Raw genomic sequence first — 17830 nt, forward strand, 5'->3', positions numbered from 1 at the left:
TCATCAAACCGGTTGCATTTTCATGATGCTGTTAGCGTGACTGCACCGTAGCGACACCGGGAAGCAGGGAGGAACGACGTTGGCTGACGAGAGGTGGATCGAAGTCAGCCCGTCGGAGTTCGAGCACGAGGCCCAGGGTCTGGCCTACCTCCGGGAGCGGCTCCCGGACGAGATGCCCTACCGTGCATGGACCAACTTCGAGTTCCGCGACTCCCAGGGTCGCTGGCACGAGGTCGATGCCATGATCCTCACGCGCAACACCCTCCACATCGTCGAGCTGAAGTACTACAGCGGGACCATCACCGGCACGGACACCCGGTGGCGTCGCGAGAACGGCGGCGGCAGCCGCTCCGAGGACTCTCCGCTCATGCTGGCGCAGAAGAAGGCCCGGGTCTTCGCCTCCCGGCTCAAGGACGAGTTCGCTGATTGGGCGACCAAGAACGGTGTCGACCACCGAGCGCTCATGCGGCAGGTCGTCCCGTACGTGAAGGCGGACGTGTTCCTCCATCACCCGCGCGTCCGCGTCGACCTGAGCGAGGAGTCGAAGCAGGATCTGTGGGGCCTCGACGCCACCGAGAACGTCTCCGGGCTCCCCGGGGTCACTAGCCTCATCCTGGAGGAGCCGCACAGCGGCACGCCGATCGGCAGGAACCAGGAGAAGATCCTCGCCGAGCTGATCGAGCGCGTCGGCGTGCAGCGCCGCGAGCGGCAGTACGGCTCGTGGACCCTGCACGCCAGCGAGGTCCTCGGCCAAGGATCCGACTGGCTCGATCTCGCCGCGAGCCACTCCGCCGTCCAGGACCGCCAGGCACGGATCCGCATCCACCTCACGCCCGAGGGCGCGTCGAAGGAAGAGGTCCGCCGCCGGCGCCAACTGGCCGAGCACGAGTTCCGCCTCATGAGCAGGCTCTCTCACGACGGCCTCATGCGCCCGGTGGACTTGCTCGAGACCGACATGGGCGTGGGCCTCGTCTACGACTACGACAAGGACTACCAGCGGCTGGACCTCTGGATGGCAGACCAGGTCAACGGCGCAAAGCTTGAGGACCAGCTCGAGATCATCCGGCAGGCTGCCGAAACGCTCGACTACGCCCACCGCAATGCCGTGGTGCACCGCGGTCTCTGGCCGCAGGCGGTGTGGGTCAAGCGCGAGCGGAACAGGCTCGCGGTGAAGCTCAGCGACTGGCAGACCGCCGGCTCGGCCTCCGCCGACGCCGCGGAGACCGGCGTGACCAGCCTCGTCCGGTCCGAGGCCACCGTGTTCGGAGGAACGGACGACGACGGTTCACGGGCCGACGTGTACCGCGCACCGGAAGGCCGCTGGATCGGACCGTCCACCGATCGCATGGGGCTGGACGTGTTCTCCCTCGGGGCGCTCGCCTTCTATGTCCTCACCGGCCGGCCTCCGGCTGACAGCCCTCTTGACCTGGCGGAGAAGCTCCGCGAGCAGGGCGGCCTGGACGCCGCGGCCCTGGTGCCACAGCTCGGCTCCAACATCCGTGATGCCGTGCGCAGCGCCACCCGACCCCGGCCCAGTGACCGCACGCAAACCGTCCGGGACTTCCTGGACCAGCTGGAACGCCCGGACGTCGACGAGACCGTTGTGGACGATCCGTTGGAGGCCACCGCGGGCACCGTCCTGGTCGGCGGCCGGTTCGTCGTGCAGCGGCGCCTGGGTAAGGGCTCGACCGCCGTCGGCATGCAGGTCGAGGACCGGTCCGGCGAGGAGCCGATGGTCCGTGTGCTCAAGCTCGCGCTCGACGACAAGGCGGCCGCCCGTCTGGAGGACGAAGCCCAGGTCATGGCCGACCTGCCGCGTTCCCCGCGCCTGGTCGCTCGTGTGGAAGGGCCGATCGACGTCGACGGCCGCCAAGCCCTCCTCCTGGAGTCCGCCGGGCCGCAGACCCTCACCGAGCTGCTCCGCGAGCGCCGGGGCCGTCTGTCCCTGGACCTCACCGAACGCTTCGGCAACGACCTGCTCCAGGCCGTCGAACTCCTCGACAAGGCCGGCATCGTCCACCGCGACATCAAGCCCTCAAACCTCGGGGTACGGGCCGACAGCAACAAGTCCAAGCACCTCGTGCTCTTCGACTTCTCCGCCTCCCGGGCCGACCCCGGCAATCTGGAGATCGGCACCGCGCCGTACCTGGACCCGTTCCTGGGGAAGGACCGCCCGCAGTTCGACTCCGCCGCGGAGCGCTACGCCGCCGCCGTCGTCCTCTTCGAGATGGCGACCGGTCGGACGCCCTACTACGGGGACGACCCGTACGCAGCGCCTACCGTGGTGGACGACGACGTCACCATCCGGCCCGGCGAGCTCGACCCGTCGGTGGAGCAACCGCTCGGCGAGTTCTTCCGCCGCGCGCTGGCCCGCGATATCGCGGACCGTTTCGACACCGTCCAGGACATGCGGACGGCGTGGCAGCGGGTGTTCACCGGCCAGGCCACCACGGCCCCGGAGGACGCCGACGAGCTCGCCGAACGGGCGGAACTGGACACGCCCCTCACGGAGGCCGGGCTCTCCGCCAGGGGGCTCTCGGCCCTCGAGCCCTTCCGCGTGACGACCGTCGGGGACCTGCTGGCGGTCGACGCCGTCCGGCTCAACCACCTGTCGGGGGTGGCCGAGCCGAGCCGCCGGGAGGTCAAGGGCCGTGCGAACGCCTGGCGGCGCCGCTTCGGCGAGCAGGTCGCCCTGGACACGGACCGGTCCGGGCTCCCGACCCTCACGCACGCTGCGGACCTCCTCCACGCGGTGCTCACCAGCACCCGCACCACGAGCGGCGTCGAGGCCGTCGACCTGATCCTCGGACGGACGGGCTCCGTCGACGCCTTCGCCACTCAGGCGGAGCTCGGCGGATCCATGGCCAAGCCCATCACGTCGGCGGGGACAAGCCTGCTCCTCGACCGTCTCCAGGACACCTGGGCGAAGCACGACGACAGCCTCCGGCTGCTGCGGGCGCTGGAGCGCGTGATCGACGCCCGGCTCGACGAACTCGGCCAGGTCGCCACGCCGGAGGAGCTTGCCGACGCCATCCGGAATGCCTCCGCGGCGGGGCCCGAGAAACCGGCCGAGGCCCGCCGACTCGCCCACGGCCTGCTGCGGATCGTCGTCGACCGGCGCCGCGCCCAGCTGCGCGGCGAACAGGACGCACAGCCCCTGGAGATCCGGCGCCGCGAGAAGCGCGTCCTGGCGGTGGCCCGCGACACCCGATTGCTGGACCGGGCGGACTCCCTGGGCGCCGAAGCCGACGCCCTCGTCCGCCGCCTGGCCGCCGAGGACGATCTCGTTCCGGCGGAGCGCGTCCTGGCAGGGCTCCAGAAGCACAGACAGGACGACGACCCTCCGACGCTGTGGGACGGGCTCCGTCCCGTGCGTCTGGCCGCGCAGCTGTCGGCGACGGCGGCGGCCACCAGCATCGGCGAGCTGTACTCCCGCGACCTGCCTGCCCATCGGGCCGTGGCGCTCGTGCTCGGCGGGATGGGGGTCCGGGAACTGCACACGCCCAAGGAGATCCACGACCGCGTCCGGACACGCTTCCCGTCGTTCGGATCCCTGCCGAACCGCCCGGGCCTGGACTCCGTGCTCCGGGACGCCGGCGTGGAGCTGATCTTCGACGAGACGCGCAAGGCCTATGTGAGCCCGACGGTGCGCGGTGACACGGCAGGCCTCTACACCCAGGTGCCCACCTATGTGGCGGACACCGCGGAGGACCTCAGCGCCGGTGCGCTGACGCAGCGGCTCAAGGACAGCATCGACCGCCGCTCCTACCTCGTGCTCGGCACCCGCCCGGACCGCATGGACAAGCTTCAGCGAATCCTGCAGGACCAGTTCGGCGGTCAGGTCCTGGACGTCACCAGCCTGCTCCTGGACGAACTGCACCGGATGGCCGACGAGGGGAAGGTCCCGCCCTGGACCTCGCTCGTGGCGGCCGACGCCCAGCCGGAGACCGCCCGGCCGCGCAAGGGCCTGCAGGTCGTGGTGGACCGGGCCATTCCCGCGGTGATCGACCGGTTGCACGAGGCCATGAACGACGCCGACCGCCCAGGGCCGGTGATCCTCACCGAGACCTCGCCGCTGGTCCGCTACGGCCACGGCGCGGTCCTGCGCCGGCTCAGTGACCTGACCGAGCGCAGGGAGCGCGCGGTGTGGGTGCTCGTGCCGCAGTTCGCGTCCCACATCGGTGCCATGGTCGACGGTGAGTCCGTGCAGACCTCCCCGCAGCAGTTCATTCCCGTCGATTCCGTGTGGATCGACCCCCGGGCGGCCCAACTGCTGGAGCCCGGTGATCCCCGAGGAGCCCACGCATGACAGCCACCCCCCAGCTGACCGCCGACCTGCAAAAGCTGGTCCTGGAGGTCGAGGACGACCTCCGCGCCCGGCTGGAGGCGGACCCCGAACGCAGCAGGGACTGGCACGAGGAGCACCGACAGGCCATGCGTGCCCGGCGCACCGCCATGGCCTGGACGACCTGGCGGGACGACCGCATCGTCCAGGCAGCGGTCTCCTGGGTGCTCACCACGGTCTTCGCCCGCTTCGCCGAGGACAACGAACTGGTGGGCCCCACCTGGTTCACCGGACCCGGCGAGAGGCGGCACCATGCCGTCGAGGCCCAGCAGGCCTTCTTCCGCGAGCACCCCGAGCTGACCGACCGTGAGTGGATCGAGGAGTCCTTCCGGCACCTGCGCAGCCACCCCGCGACCGCCGGGCTGGTTGACGACCACGCCTGGTTGCGCCTGATCAGTCCCTCCGGCCAAATGGCGACCCGCATCATCGAGTTCTGGCGCAGGCTCGGCGACGACGGCGCTCTGGCCCACGACCTGACGGATCCGGTGCTGTCCACCCGATTCCTGGGGGACCTGTACCAGGACCTCTCCGAGCACGCCCGGGAAACCTTCGCCCTGCTCCAAACGCCGGAGTTCGTCGAGGAGTTCATCCTCGACCAGACGCTGACGCCGGCCCTCGACGAGCGCCCGCTCGAGGGCTTCAAGCTCATCGACCCCACGTGCGGTTCGGGGCACTTCCTGCTGGGCGCCTTCACCCGGTTCAACGACCTGTGGGCGCAGAAGGCCCCGAGCATGGGAGCGCGGGAGCGCGTGCAGAAGGCCCTGGAGTCGGTCTACGGCGTGGACATCAACGCCTTCGCCGTGGCCGTGGCGCGGTTCCGCCTCACCATCGCCGCGATGCAGGCCTGCGGCGAGCGGTCCCTGGACACCGCCGATGCGTTCGACATCCATGTGGAGACCGGCGACTCGCTGATCCACGGCAAGGCCGAGGACATGTTCGAAGGCTTCTCGGACGGCACCGGCGCCGACCTGTTCGCCTACGCCACCGAAGACCAGCAGGCGCTCAAGGAGATCCTGACACCGGGACAGTACGACGTGGTCGTGGGGAACCCGCCATATATCACCGTCAAGGACAAGACGCTCAACGAGCGGTACCGGGAGCTGTACCGCACGTGCAAGGGCAAATACGCCATGACTGTGCCCTTCATGGAACGGTTCTTCGAGCTCGCCAAGCGCGGCTCATCGCACCAGCCCGCGGGCTGGACCGGGCAGATCACCTCGAACTCCTTCATGAAGCGCGAGTTCGGATCGAAGATCATCGAGGACTTCCTGTCCCAGCTCGACCTCCGGTCGGTCATCGACACGTCCGGTGCCTACATTCCGGGCCATGGCACGCCCACCGTCATCCTGGTGGGGCGCAACGACCGGCCACAGTCAGGAATCGTCCGTGCGGTACTCGGCATTCGAGGGGAGCCTGGCCGTCCCGCCGATGCTTCCCGCGGGCTGGTGTGGGCGTCCATTTCCGCTCATGTCGGCGATCCAGGCTACGAGGATGAATGGGTCTCGGTCGTCGACCTCGAGCGACAAGTGTTGGCTGCGCATCCCTGGAGTTTGACCGGAGGATCAGCTCCCGCAGTCGCTGGGCGAATCGAAGCCGCTCGGCACTCAAACCTCGGGGACATCACGTATCGGATCGGCGTCTTCGGGATCATGGGCGCCGATGACGCCATGATGCTTGAAGATGGTGTGGCCGAACGCACCGACCGGGAAACGTCTGCGGTATCGGCTCTGGTCGTCGGCGACAGGGTGCGGGACTTTTCCATCACCGAGACTTACCCCACATGGTTTCCGTACACCGAGAACCATGCGCTCCGTCGCATCGACGAGTTCCCTGGCTGGGGTCGGCACTTGTGGCGGGTGAGGACTGAGCTGGGCAATCGGGCGACATTCTCGAAACAAACGTATTTTACAGAGGGTCGGCCGTTCTATGAATGGCACCAACTGCCGAAGGACATCGGGGTTTCGAAGCTGACTCTGACGTTCGCTTTTGTAGCGACGCATAATCACTTCGTGCTCGACCGGGGTGGGAAGGTCTTCAAACAGTCCGCTCCGGTGGTCAAGCTGCCCGAGGGGGCGACGGAGGAGGAGCACCTGGCGTTGCTTGGCGTCCTCAATTCGGCGGTGGCCTGCTTCTGGCTCAAGCAGAACAGTCACAACAAGGGCAGTACCGTGGATTCCAAGGGAGCTCGGCAGACACAGGTTCCGTGGGAGAACTTCTATGAGTTCACCGGTACAACACTCAAGGATTTCCCTTTGCCTAGCCATCTAGATGCCCGTTTGGCGGCCTCCCTAGATGGATTGGCGCAGCAACGTCAGGAGATCACTGGCCGACTGGCTGCCGGGGACCAGGTCCCGGATGTCAGTTCCACTGCTGGCTGCGCGGATCGGGATGCCAGCCTGCGGCGTCGCATGGTCGCCCTGCAGGAGGAGCTGGACTGGGAGAACTATGCGGTATACGGCTTGCTGAACGACACGCTGACGTTCGACACCGCTCGCCTGCCGGAGGTCGCTCCGGGACAACGCGCCTTCGAGATCGTGATGGCTCGCAAGGTCGCAACCGGTGAGCTGGACAGCGCGTGGTTCACCCGACACGGCAGCACGCCTATCACCGACATCCCGCAGGACTGGCCGCAGGACTACCGCGAGCTGGTGCAGCGGCGGATCGACGTCATCGAGTCCGACCGCATGATCAATCTTCTCGAGCGCCCCGAGTACAAGCGCCGCTGGGCCGAGGAGCCCTGGGAGAAGCGCCAGGAGCGCGCTCTGCGCGGATGGCTCCTGGACCGGATCGAGGCTCGGGAGCACTGGTTCGACCGGCAAGGGCGTCCGTCGGTGCGCAGCATCGGTCAACTGGCCGATGCGCTGGGGCGTCACCAGGACTTCGTGTCCGTCCTTGAGCTGTGGGCGGGACAGCGGGACGTGGACCTGGTGGCCACGCTGACCAAGCTGTTGATCGACGAGGCGGTGCCCTACCTCGCGGCGTGCCGGCTGAAAGAACCGGCCCTGCGCAAGTGGGAGGCGTGGAAGACCACGTGGGACCTCCAGCGGCGCGAGGATGCGGGAGAGGATGTCGGACAGATTCCCGTGCCGCCCAAGTACACCACCGCGGACTTCCGCAAGCAGTCCTACTGGTCCCACCGCGGGAAGCTGGACGTGCCGAAGGAACGCTTCATCGTCTACCCCGGGGCGGAGCTGTCCACCGACCGGTCGATGCTGCTGGGCTGGGCGGGCTGGAACCACGCCGAGCAGTTCCTCGCCCTGGCCTCGCACATGGACCGGATGATTGCCGACGGCGCCGAGGACGACCGGCTCGTCCCCGTGCTGGCCGGGCTGCACGAGCTCCTTCCGTGGGTGCAGCAGTGGCACGCCGAGCTCGACCCCGCTTACGGGGTGAGCCTCGGCGACTTCGCGGCGCAGGAGGTCGAACAGCGGAGGGCGCGCCTCGGCGTCGCCCTGGACGACCTCGTCGCCTGGCGTCCGCCAAAGGCGACCCGTGGCCGGAAGAAGGCTTCATGACGGCCGCACTGTGCACTCTGTCCCCGACGGACCCGGATGGAAGGATCAGCGCGTGACCTCCCCCCTCCTCAAGGACGTATTCGACATCCCCCGCCGCGCCGGGGCAGAGGACTACGTCCTGCGCCTCACCAGCACGGTCGACGACGACGGCGCCGCCCAGGCGATCCACGACTACGTGGTCACGCCTGCGCTGGTAGAGGCCTTCGACCAGGCGCTCGACCTCGTGTCCAGCGGGATCCGGGAGCGAAAGAACCGCGGGGCCTTCCTCGCCGGGTCCTTCGGCTCCGGTAAGTCGCACTTCATGGCCGTGCTCCACGCCCTGCTGCGGCACCGCCCGGAGGCGCGGGCCATCGAGGAGCTGCAGGACGTCGTCGTCCGCCACGACGACGCTCTGCGGGAGAAGAACATCCTCCCGCTGGCCTTCCACTTCCTCGACGCCTCGTCCATGGAGGAGGCGCTGTTCGACGGGTACGTCGAGCAAGTCAGGGCGCTGCACCCGAAGGCCCCGCTGCCGGCGTTCTACCGGACCGACGACCTCCTGCGCGACGCGGAAGGGCTGCGCGCGTCCATGGGGGACGCGGCGTTCTTCGCCGGGCTCGGCGGCGACGCCCCGGCCGACGACGAGTGGGGCATGGTGCTCGGCGGGGACGGCTGGGACCGCGCCCGGTACGACGCCGCGCGGGCGGCTGGGCCGCACAGCACGGAACGCCAGGAGCTGGTGACCGCACTCACCGACGCCTACTTCCGGTCGTACACCCGGCAGGGCACCTACGTGGACCTGGACGAGGGGCTGCGGGCGATGTCCGAGCACGCCCAGAGCCTCGGCTACGACGCCGTGGTGCTGTTCCTGGACGAGCTCGTCCTGTGGCTGGCCTTCGCCATGCACAGCCCCGACTTCTTCCGGCGGGAGTCGCAGAAGATCACCAAGCTCGTGGAGGGCTCCTACGGCCGGCTCCCGGTCCCCCTGATCTCCTTCATCGCCCGCCAGATGGACCTGAGCCAGTGGTTCGCGGACTCCGGGGCCAGCGGCAGCCAGCAGGCCGCCCTGGACCAGGCCTTCCGCCACCAGGAGGGCCGGTTCGCGACGATTACTCTGGGCGACGACAACCTGCCCTACGTCGCCAGCAAACGCCTGCTCCAGCCCAAGGACGACGCCGCCCGCGCCGCGGTGGCGGCCGCCTTCGACCACCTCGACCGCGCGCCCGACGTCTGGACCGTGCTGCTCGACGGGGTCAACACCGACGAGCAGCACCGCGGGGCCGACGAGAAGTCGTTCCGGATGACCTATCCGTTCTCCCCGGCGCTGGTCTCCACGCTGCGGTCCCTGTCCGGGGTGATGCAGCGCGACCGCACGGCGCTGAAGGTCATGCAGCAGATGCTCGTGGAGCGTCAGGACACCATGACCATCGACGAGGTAATCCCCGTCGGCGACGCCTTCGACCACATCGTCACCGGAAAGAGCAACGCCGTGCTCGATCCCCAGGCCGCGGCCCTCTTCCGGTCCGCCGCCCAGCTCTACGAGGAGAAGCTGCGGCCGGTCCTGCTGGAGACCAACAACCTCTCCCCGCAGGACCTCGAGGACCGCAACAGCTTGCCCCCGGCCTACCTGGCGGACGAGCGGCTGGCCAAGACGCTGCTGCTGTCTGCCGTCGCCACGAAGGTGCCCGCGCTCAGCCGGCTCACCACCACGCGCCTGGCCTCCCTGAACCACGGCTCGATCGTCTCACCCCTGCCCGGTGGCGAGGCCCGGGTCGTCGGCGCCAAGGTGCGCACCTGGGCCAGCCGCGTGCCCGAGATCCACGTGGACGACGACCACCAGGACCCCGTGGTCCGCGTCCAGCTCTCCGACGTCGACTACGAGTCGATCGTGGACAAGGCCCGGGTTGAGGACAACGCCGGCCGCCAGCGCAACATGCTCCGTCGGCTCCTCCTGGAAAACCTCGAACTGAACCTGGGCGAGGACACGGACATGACCGGCGCCCACCGGCACACGGTTGTGTGGCGGGGGTCCCGGCGCGAGATCGAGATCGTTTTCGGCAACGTCCGTGATGCCGGCGACCTGCCCGAGGACCGGCTGCGGGCCACGGCCGGCACCTGGCGCTTCGTCATCGATCACCCTTTCGACGAGGAAGGCCACTCCTACCGGGAGGACGTCGAACGGATCGACAGCCTCCTGGCCCGCAATGTCGCCAGCCAGACCGTGCTGTGGCTGCCGCGGTTCCTCTCCCAGGAGAAGCTCAAGGAACTCCGCCGCCTCGTGGTCCTCGATTGGCTGCTGACCGGCAGCGGGGACCGATGGAACCAGTACTCCCAGCACCTCAGCGAGACCGACCGCAGCGTGGCCAAGGAGATCCTCCACGGCCAGCGCCGGACCCTGCACGACGCCCTGCACAAGGCCGTCGCCCAGGCCTACGGCGTGATCACCGCTCAGGGCGGGACTCTGCAGGAAGGGGCGGCGAGCCAGGTGCTCTGGTCCCTCGATCGCGGGTTCACCCCGGAACTGGCCACCGACCGGCCGATGAAGGTTGCCTTCGAGCGGCTGGTCTCCGACGCCTTCGACGCCAGCTACCCGGGGCACCCGGAGTTCGAGCCGGCGGATCAGGAGGTCCGGGTGCCGCAGCTGCAGCAGGTCCTGCGCCACGTCGAGCGCGCCGTGGCGCACCCTGACCACCGGGTGCCGCTGGAGGGCGATCACGTCGCGGTCCGTCGGATCGCCAATGCGCTGAATGTGGGCCAGGCGACGGAGACCCACTTCCTCTTCGGCGAGGACCGCTTCGGCGACTGGCCGCGGCTCATCGCCCGCGGCATGGTGGAGCAGGGCCTCCAGGAGAACGAGCCCGTGACCGTCCAGCAGCTGCGCGGCATCCTCGAGCGCGCCGAACCCGCGCGCGGACTGCGCGACGAGGTCGCCGACACGGTGATCATCGCGTGGGCGGCGCTACGGCAACGAGCCTGGTTCGCCTACAACGTGCCGATGAGGGAGCAGGTGGTCCCCGGAAAGATCCAGGGGACCTGGGAGCTCCGCCCGCAGGAGATGCCCGAGCCGGAGGAGTGGGACCGTGCCCGGAACCGGGCCTCGAAGCTCTTCGGCGTGGGCGACCAGCCGTACCTCACCGCCTCGGCGGTCAACCGTCTGAGCCAGCACGTCACAGACAAGGCCGCCGCGCTCGCCGCTCCGGCGCAGGACCTCGTCACCGCGCTGGAGCAGGCCTACGGAAAGCTCGGCCTGCGCCAGGGAGCCCGGCTCGACATGGCTCGTGCCGCCGCCACGCTGGTGCGGACCCTTCGGGAGCTGTCCGGGGTGCCCCTGGTCCGGCACCTCGCCGCCGCCGACCTGCCCGGGACCGACGCGATGGCCTCGGTCTCCCTCGACAAGGCCGCAGGTGTGGCCCAGGCTCTCCGCGCCGTCGAGTGGGAGCCGCTCGATGCCCTTCTGCAGGCCCGGAACGACTCCACCGAGCGTGGCGAAGCCGCCGCAAAAATCCTCGACGCCCTTGGCACAGCACTGACCGCCCACGAGTACGAGCAGTCACTGGTCGGAGCGCTCGCGGTCGCGAAGAAGGCCGCCTGGGACTGGGCCATGCGCCCGTGGGGCGTTCGTCCCGAAGGACCGGACACGGAGCCGCCCCACCCCAATCCTCCTGACATCGCGTGGCACGCCCACACGGTGACCTGGGGCAGCAACTCCCTGCAGCAGTTGCAGGAGGAGCTCGACCAGCGCAACGCGGAGGGTCGCAGGATCGAGTTGCGCTGGAGGTTCGTCGATGGTGGCTGACGTGCTCGCGGCTCCGGCCGTGACGGGCGCGGCCGTGGCCGCCGTCGTCGCCAGGGTCGAGGCCACCGGCCGTCACCGGAACGGCGGCGTCCTCGGCATCCGCGCAGTCCCCGACCCGGATGTCACGGTGGCCCGCCCCTCACCGGCCGGCCACCGGATCCAGGTGGAAGCCTGCCCGTCCACCCTGGCGGTCTGGGACGCCCTGCACCGCTGGGACGGGACCGGGTGGCTGGTCGTCCTCACCGACCGGCCCGAGGACGACCTCGGTCCCGGCACCCTCGCCCGCCTGGTCGACCATCGACTCCTGACCCCGGATCCGTGGGAAGCGGCAATGCAGGTGTTCGGGGCCCGCACCCTCCAGCGGGCGCTACTGGCCGAGGGCAGGCAGTCCGACCTGCCGTCCCAGCTCGTCGCCATCACCCCCGACGACGGCTGGCCCACGGCGCCGGGCGGCGTGCTCACGAGGGAGCACGTGTTCGCCTCGGTGGCCGTGAAGTACCTCGGTCTGCTGCTGGGCGCCGACGCGCCGGGCATCCTCCAGTGGACCACGCGGCCCGAGGCGGTTTCGGCCGTCTCCACGCTGCGTGCGCGGACGGGCGATGCTCTGACCGACGCGGTTCTCGGTTGGTTGGCAGACCAGACCGGTCCGGCGCGTCGTCCGATCCTGCACCTGCTCGAACGCGGACGGCTCGGCGAGATCCTCCCCGCCGGTCTCGCGCTCCACCTGCTCCGCCGCGCGTCGCGCGACCTGCGGGAGGAGGCACAGACAGCCGCCGTGCGGCTCACCGAGCGGCTCTGGAGCGGACTGGATCTCCGTTCCGAGGAAGCCGAGGGGATCGGCACACTGTGCGAGGTCACGGTCCAGGAACTCTTGGAGCGCACCGCCACCCGGGAGACCGGCGAGCGCATTCTCGACCGCACCGACCGGGCGCTCATCGAGGTGTCCGCACCGACGGTCGCCCGGGGCTCCGGGCTCCTTCCCTCGTCGCTCAACGCTGCCTACGAAGTGCTCGGCCGGGCGCTCGCGAACGGGACCCACGGCGTGGAGCCCGCGTGGCAGGCCATCGATAAGCACCCCCTGGCGCGGGGCACCGGAGGCCGCCCGGACCCACGGCGTGCTCCGGCCGAGGCGGGAGTGCGGATCACGCGCTGGATCGCCCATCTGACCGAGGCGGGCGAATCCCCGGATCTGGTCTCGCTCACCCGCCGGCAGAGCGCCGACGACGCCTGGGTGGATGCCGCCGTCAACACCGCCGCCCGCGGCGTGGACGATCCGGACCTGGCGGTGGGGCTCGAAGCGGTCGTCGGTCGGGCGTTGGAGCTGCGCCGCGGCCACGACCGGGAGTTCGCCCGGGCCCTGGCGGACGAGGGCACGGCCACGGGCCGACCCCTGCGTGGAGCCGCACAGGGCGATGGCCGGGTGTGGCGGATCGAGGAGTTGGCCCATGAGGTGATCGCCCCGATCGCCCGCGAGGAGCCCACTCTCGTGCTGCTGCTCGATGGCATGAGCACCGGGGCGGCGACCCAGGTGCTGGACAGCGTCCTGCAGGGCGGAGCGCAGTGGACGGAGCTCGTCCCGGCCGGCACCACCCGCCGTGCCTCCGCGCTCGCCGTGCTGCCCAGCCTCACCGAGCACAGCCGGACGTCCTTCTTCAGCGGCCGCCCAGTCACCGGCGGCCAGTCCGAGGAACGCGCCGGCTTCGCCGAGACCACCCGCGTGGCCGGCCATACCTCCGGCAAGCTGTTCCACAAGGCTGTGCTGGACACCCGCCGCGCCGGCTTTCAGCTCGCAGCCGACGTCGCGGACGCCATTGCCGACGTGTCCCGGCACCGCCTCGTCGGGTGCGTGCTCAACACCATCGACGACGCCCTCGACCGCAGCGACCCCGCCGGGACGGTGTGGAACGAGGAGCTCGTCAAGCACCTCCGCCCGCTGCTCGCCGCGGCTCATGCCGCCGGGCGGACGGTGGTCCTCACCGCCGACCACGGGCACGTCGTCGAGCGACGAGCGGGGACCAAGCTCCCAGCCACCGGGGTCTCGAGCGCCCGCTCCCGGGCTCCCGAGGAGCCGGCCGGAGAGGGCGAGATCCTCGTCAGCGGGCCGCGCGTGCTCTCGCACGGCGGCACCGCGGTGCTGGCCGTCGACGAGGACCTGCGGTACTCGACCCTCAAGGCCGGTTACCACGGCGGCGGCTCGCCGGCCGAAGTCGTCGTCCCGGTCGTCGTGCTGACCCCGACCGCCACCGTCGTCGGTGAAGAGGTCCGCGTCGCCGACTGGACGGGCGCTCCGTCCCAGGAGCCGGTCTGGTGGAACCTCGCCCGAGCGGGGACTCCTCCGACTGCTCCTGAGCCGGAGGAGAACAGGGCGGGTCAGGGGGAGTTCGACCTGTTCGAGCAACCTGCGCTGCAGCCTGCGGGTCGGGCGGTGGTGGCAACTGATCGCTTCGCCGACCAGCGGAAGATCTCGGGGCGAGTGAGCCTGTCCGACGCCGTGCTGGCGGATCTGATCGATGCCCTGCTGGGCGCCGACGGCCACCGGATCGCGGCTCCGGCCGTGGCCTCCCTTCTGCGCATCCCCCAGCAGCGGGTCCAGTTCGCGGTGGGACAGGTGCAGAAGCTGCTCAACGTCGAGGGCTACCGCGTGGTGCGCATGGATGGTGGCATGCTCGTGCTGGACGCCCCGCTCCTCGCCCAGCAGTTCGGAGTCGCCGTATGAGCACCGTCTCGCCCCGTCGTCGGCAGGAGATCGTCGACGCCCTGCGCCGTGGCACCGTGCCCGCCAACGGGCTCGATCAGCTCGCCGTGGGGCTGGAGCGATTCCAGGGCGCGCTGAGCGAGGAGCTCGACGCCGTGGCCGGCGGTGGGTCCGTCGTGAAGGCCGTGCGCGGTGAGTACGGGACGGGCAAGACCTTCTTCGCCCGGCATCTCTCCGAGTCGGCGCTGCGCCGGGGGTTCGCGGCCGCCGAGGTGCAGATCTCGGAGACCGAGACGCCGCTGCACAAGCTCGAGACCGTCTACCGGCGGATCACCGAGTCCCTGCGCACGGCCTCCGTCCCGCCGTCCGCCTTCCGATCCGTGCTGGACTCCTGGCTGTTCACCTTGGAGGACGACGCCCTGGCCGCAGATGCCGCGCTGGACCCCTCCGATGCCGCCGCCCTGGAGGCGGCCGTGACCAAGCTGCTCGACGAGCGCCTGGCCTCCGTGAGCGCCAAGACCCCGGCCTTCGCCCAGGCCCTGCGCGGATACCGGGGCGCGGTCGCCTCCGGAGAAGCGGCCGTGGCCGACGGGCTGGCGGCCTGGCTTGGCGGGCTGCCGCACGTTGCCGCGGCCGCCAAGCGCGCCGCCGGGGTGAAGGGGGACCTCGACCACTTCGGGGCCATGGCCTTCCTCCAGGGACTGCTCCTCGTCCTGCGGGATGCCGGTCACCCGGGGCTGCTCGTGGTGCTCGACGAGGTCGAGACCCTGCAGCGCATGCGCTCCGACGTCCGCGACAAGGCGCTCAACGCCCTGCGCCAGCTCATGGACGAGATCGACGCCGGACGTTTCCCCGGCCTGTACCTCGTGCTCACGGGCACGCCCGCGTTTTTCGAGGGACCCTCCGGAGTGCCCCGGCTTCCACCGCTCGCACAGCGGCTGGCCACGGACTTCACCACCGACGCGCGCTTCGACAACCCACGGGCGGTGCAGATCCGCCTGCCCGGCTTCAGCCAGGACTCGCTGGTGGAGGTCGGCGGCCGGGTGCGCGACCTCTACGCGGCAGGATCCTCCGGCGCCGACCGGATCTGCTCCGTCGTCGACGACGCTTACCTCGCGGACCTCTCCGCCGCGGTGGCGGGCGGGCTCGGCGGTCGGGTCGGCATCGCCCCACGCCTGTTCCTCAAGAAGCTCGTCGGCGACGTGCTCGACCGCGTCGATCAGTTCGAGGACTTCGACCCCCGGCAGCACTACTCCCTCACGCTGTCCCGTGACGACATGACGGATGTCGAGCGGAACGCCAGTGCGCGGACGGCGGACGACATCAGCCTCGACCTCTGATGGGCCCCAGCGGATTCGACCTGCTCAGCCCCGCGGTCCAGCACCACATCGTCAACACCCTCAGGTGGCCGGCACTGCGACCGCTTCAGGACCAGGCCGTCGAGCCGCTGTTGCGCGGCGACGACGCATTGCTGCTCGCCCCGACGGCCGGCGGGAAGACCGAGGCCGCCATCTTCCCGCTGCTGTCCCGGATGTCCGAGGAGCAGTGGCAGGGCACCTCGGTGCTCTACGTCTGCCCCCTGCGGGCGCTCCTCAACAACCTGGAGCCGCGGATCGCCGCCTATACCGCCTGGCTCGGCCGCACGGCCGCCGTCCGCCACGGGGACGTCGGTGCGTCCGCCCGACGCCGGCAGATGCTGTACCGTCCGGACATCCTGCTGACCACGCCTGAGTCGCTGGAGTCCATGCTCGTGTCTGCGAGCAGCGATCCACGGCGGCTGTTCGCCGACGTCCGCGCCGTCGTCGTCGACGAAGTGCATGCCTTCGCCGGTGACGACCGCGGCTGGCACCTGCTCTGCGTCCTGGAGCGCATCAGCAAGCTGGCAGGGCACCCGCTCCAGCGGGTGGGCCTGTCCGCGACCGTGGGCAACGCTCCGGACCTGCTCCACTGGCTCCAGGGCGGGGCAGCCGACCGGCCGGCCACGGTAGTGGCTCCCGAGATTTCCTCGGCCGTGGTCCCGGACATGGAACTCGACTTCGTCGGAAGCGCCGACAACGCCGCGACGGTCATCTCCCTCCTCCACCGTGGGGAGAAGCGACTCGTGTTCGCCGACTCGCGGCGGGTCGTGGAAGACCTGGCGCTGGGCCTGCATCACCGGGACGTCGAGACCCACGTCTCCCATTCGTCCCTGTCGGCCGACGCCCGGCGCCGCGCCGAGGCGGCCTTCGCCGAGGGACGGGACTGCGTCATCGTGGCCACCTCGACGCTGGAGCTCGGCATCGATGTGGGCGACCTCGACCGAGTCATTCAGGTGGGCGCTCCGGGCACGGTTGCTTCTCTGCTGCAGCGGCTCGGCCGCACGGGCCGGCGCTCGGGGACGTCGCGGAACATGCTCTTCCTGGGCACCAACGACGCCGAGTTCCTGCGCGCCTACGGGTTGTTGCTGCTCTGGTCCGAGGGCTACGTCGAGCCGGTCGTGCCTCCGCCCTCGCCGCGACACGTCGCTGCCCAGCAGCTGCTCGGTCTCGTCCTGCAGGAGCGCCACGTCGGCCGGAACCTCTGGCCCGAGTGGTTCGGTGCTCTCGGCCTGGCGTCGCCGGAGGAGTGGGCCGAGATCCAGGACTGGCTCCTGCAGCAAGGACATCTCGACGAGGACGGCGGGATGCTCTTCGTCGGACCCGAGGCTGAGCGACGCTACGGCAAGATCCATTACCGAGACCTCATGGCGGTGTTCACGGCCGACCCGCAGATCATCGTCCTGCACGGCCGGCAGGAGGTCGGTGCCGTCGACCCCATGCTGCTGCAGCGCAAGGTCGAGGGGCCCCGACTGATCACCCTGGGCGGCCGACCCTGGCGGGTGACCTACATCGACTGGAAGCGGCGCAAGGCCTTCGTCGAGCCCTCCGACAGTGGCGGCGCCGTCCGCTGGATGAGCATGCCGCAGCCCATCTCCTGCGCTCTTTCGGACGCTGTGCGCCGGGTCCTGCTGGGTGCCGAGCCGGACGGAGTGCGACTGACCAAGCGGGCCCAGGACAGGATCGCTGAACTCCGTGAGGACTACGCCCACCGGGTGGACGGTTCCGGGTCCGTGGTCACCGGTCAGGACGACAGCCGGGTGCGCTGGTGGACGTGGGCTGGGGCGAGAACCAACGCCCTGCTGGTCGCAGCGCTCTCCGAGGTGGCCCCTGAGCTGTTCGAAACCACCACCGCGTTCGACAACTTCCAGATCGCTCTGCGCAGCGACGCGACCCGCGGCGCCGTATTCTCGGCGCTGAGGGCCGCTCAGAAAAAGTTCGGCATGGATCTTGTCGACGCTGTTCCCGCAACCGACGAAAAGTCGGTCCGACAGCTGAAATTCTTCGAGATGCTACCACCCGCGCTTTCTTTTCGGACGATTGCGGAGCGGATGACCGACAGGTCCGGGATGGCGCAGACGTTGGAGCGCGGCCGCGTCATCAGTGGCTGACTCGCCTTAGCCTGTATCCGTCGACGCGATTTTT

At 70.0% G+C, this 17830-nt stretch carries 6 protein-coding genes; all 6 read left to right on the top strand.

Going from position 1 to position 17830, the window contains the following annotated elements:
- Nucleotides 1-79: 79 nt before the first annotated feature.
- Genes pglW through AS188_RS03975 form a run of 6 tightly spaced genes read left to right on the top strand, consistent with a single transcriptional unit; the run spans nucleotide 80 to nucleotide 17796 of the window.
- Nucleotides 80-4309, top strand: a complete 4230-nt coding sequence (pglW, locus tag AS188_RS03950; protein ID WP_058857751.1) for a BREX system serine/threonine kinase PglW — start codon at nucleotides 80-82, stop codon at nucleotides 4307-4309.
- Entirely contained in the window at nucleotides 4306-7860 is a 3555-nt protein-coding gene (gene pglX / locus AS188_RS03955; protein WP_058857752.1) for a BREX-2 system adenine-specific DNA-methyltransferase PglX, read from the top strand. The genes pglW and pglX overlap by 4 nt, the downstream gene beginning before the upstream one ends.
- Nucleotides 7861-7912: 52 nt before the next feature.
- The gene (locus AS188_RS03960) at nucleotides 7913-11635 is read left to right on the top strand and encodes a BREX-2 system ATPase PglY family protein (protein ID WP_058857753.1); all 3723 of its coding nucleotides are present in this window, start codon (nucleotides 7913-7915) and stop codon (nucleotides 11633-11635) included.
- The gene (pglZ, locus tag AS188_RS03965; RefSeq protein ID WP_058857754.1) at nucleotides 11625-14351 is read left to right on the top strand and encodes a BREX-2 system phosphatase PglZ; all 2727 of its coding nucleotides are present in this window, start codon (nucleotides 11625-11627) and stop codon (nucleotides 14349-14351) included. The genes AS188_RS03960 and pglZ overlap by 11 nt, the downstream gene beginning before the upstream one ends.
- A complete protein-coding gene (gene brxD / locus AS188_RS03970; protein WP_058857755.1) occupies nucleotides 14348-15670 on the top strand; it encodes a BREX system ATP-binding protein BrxD in 1323 nt (440 codons plus the stop codon). The genes pglZ and brxD overlap by 4 nt, the downstream gene beginning before the upstream one ends.
- A complete protein-coding gene (locus tag AS188_RS03975; RefSeq protein ID WP_058857756.1) occupies nucleotides 15670-17796 on the top strand; it encodes a DEAD/DEAH box helicase in 2127 nt (708 codons plus the stop codon). Before brxD ends, AS188_RS03975 begins: the two co-directional genes overlap by 1 nt.
- Nucleotides 17797-17830: the final 34 nt, after the last annotated feature.

This window comes from Kocuria flava (assembly GCF_001482365.1).
Classification (GTDB): domain Bacteria; phylum Actinomycetota; class Actinomycetes; order Actinomycetales; family Micrococcaceae; genus Kocuria; species Kocuria flava.

Coding starts and splice junctions, on each gene's coding strand:
- pglX (WP_058857752.1), top strand. CDS start 4,306: ATGACAGCCACCCCCCAGCTGACCGCCGACCTGCAAAAGCTGGTCCTG.
- pglZ (WP_058857754.1), top strand. CDS start 11,625: ATGGTGGCTGACGTGCTCGCGGCTCCGGCCGTGACGGGCGCGGCCGTG.
- brxD (WP_058857755.1), top strand. CDS start 14,348: ATGAGCACCGTCTCGCCCCGTCGTCGGCAGGAGATCGTCGACGCCCTG.
- AS188_RS03975 (WP_058857756.1), top strand. CDS start 15,670: ATGGGCCCCAGCGGATTCGACCTGCTCAGCCCCGCGGTCCAGCACCAC.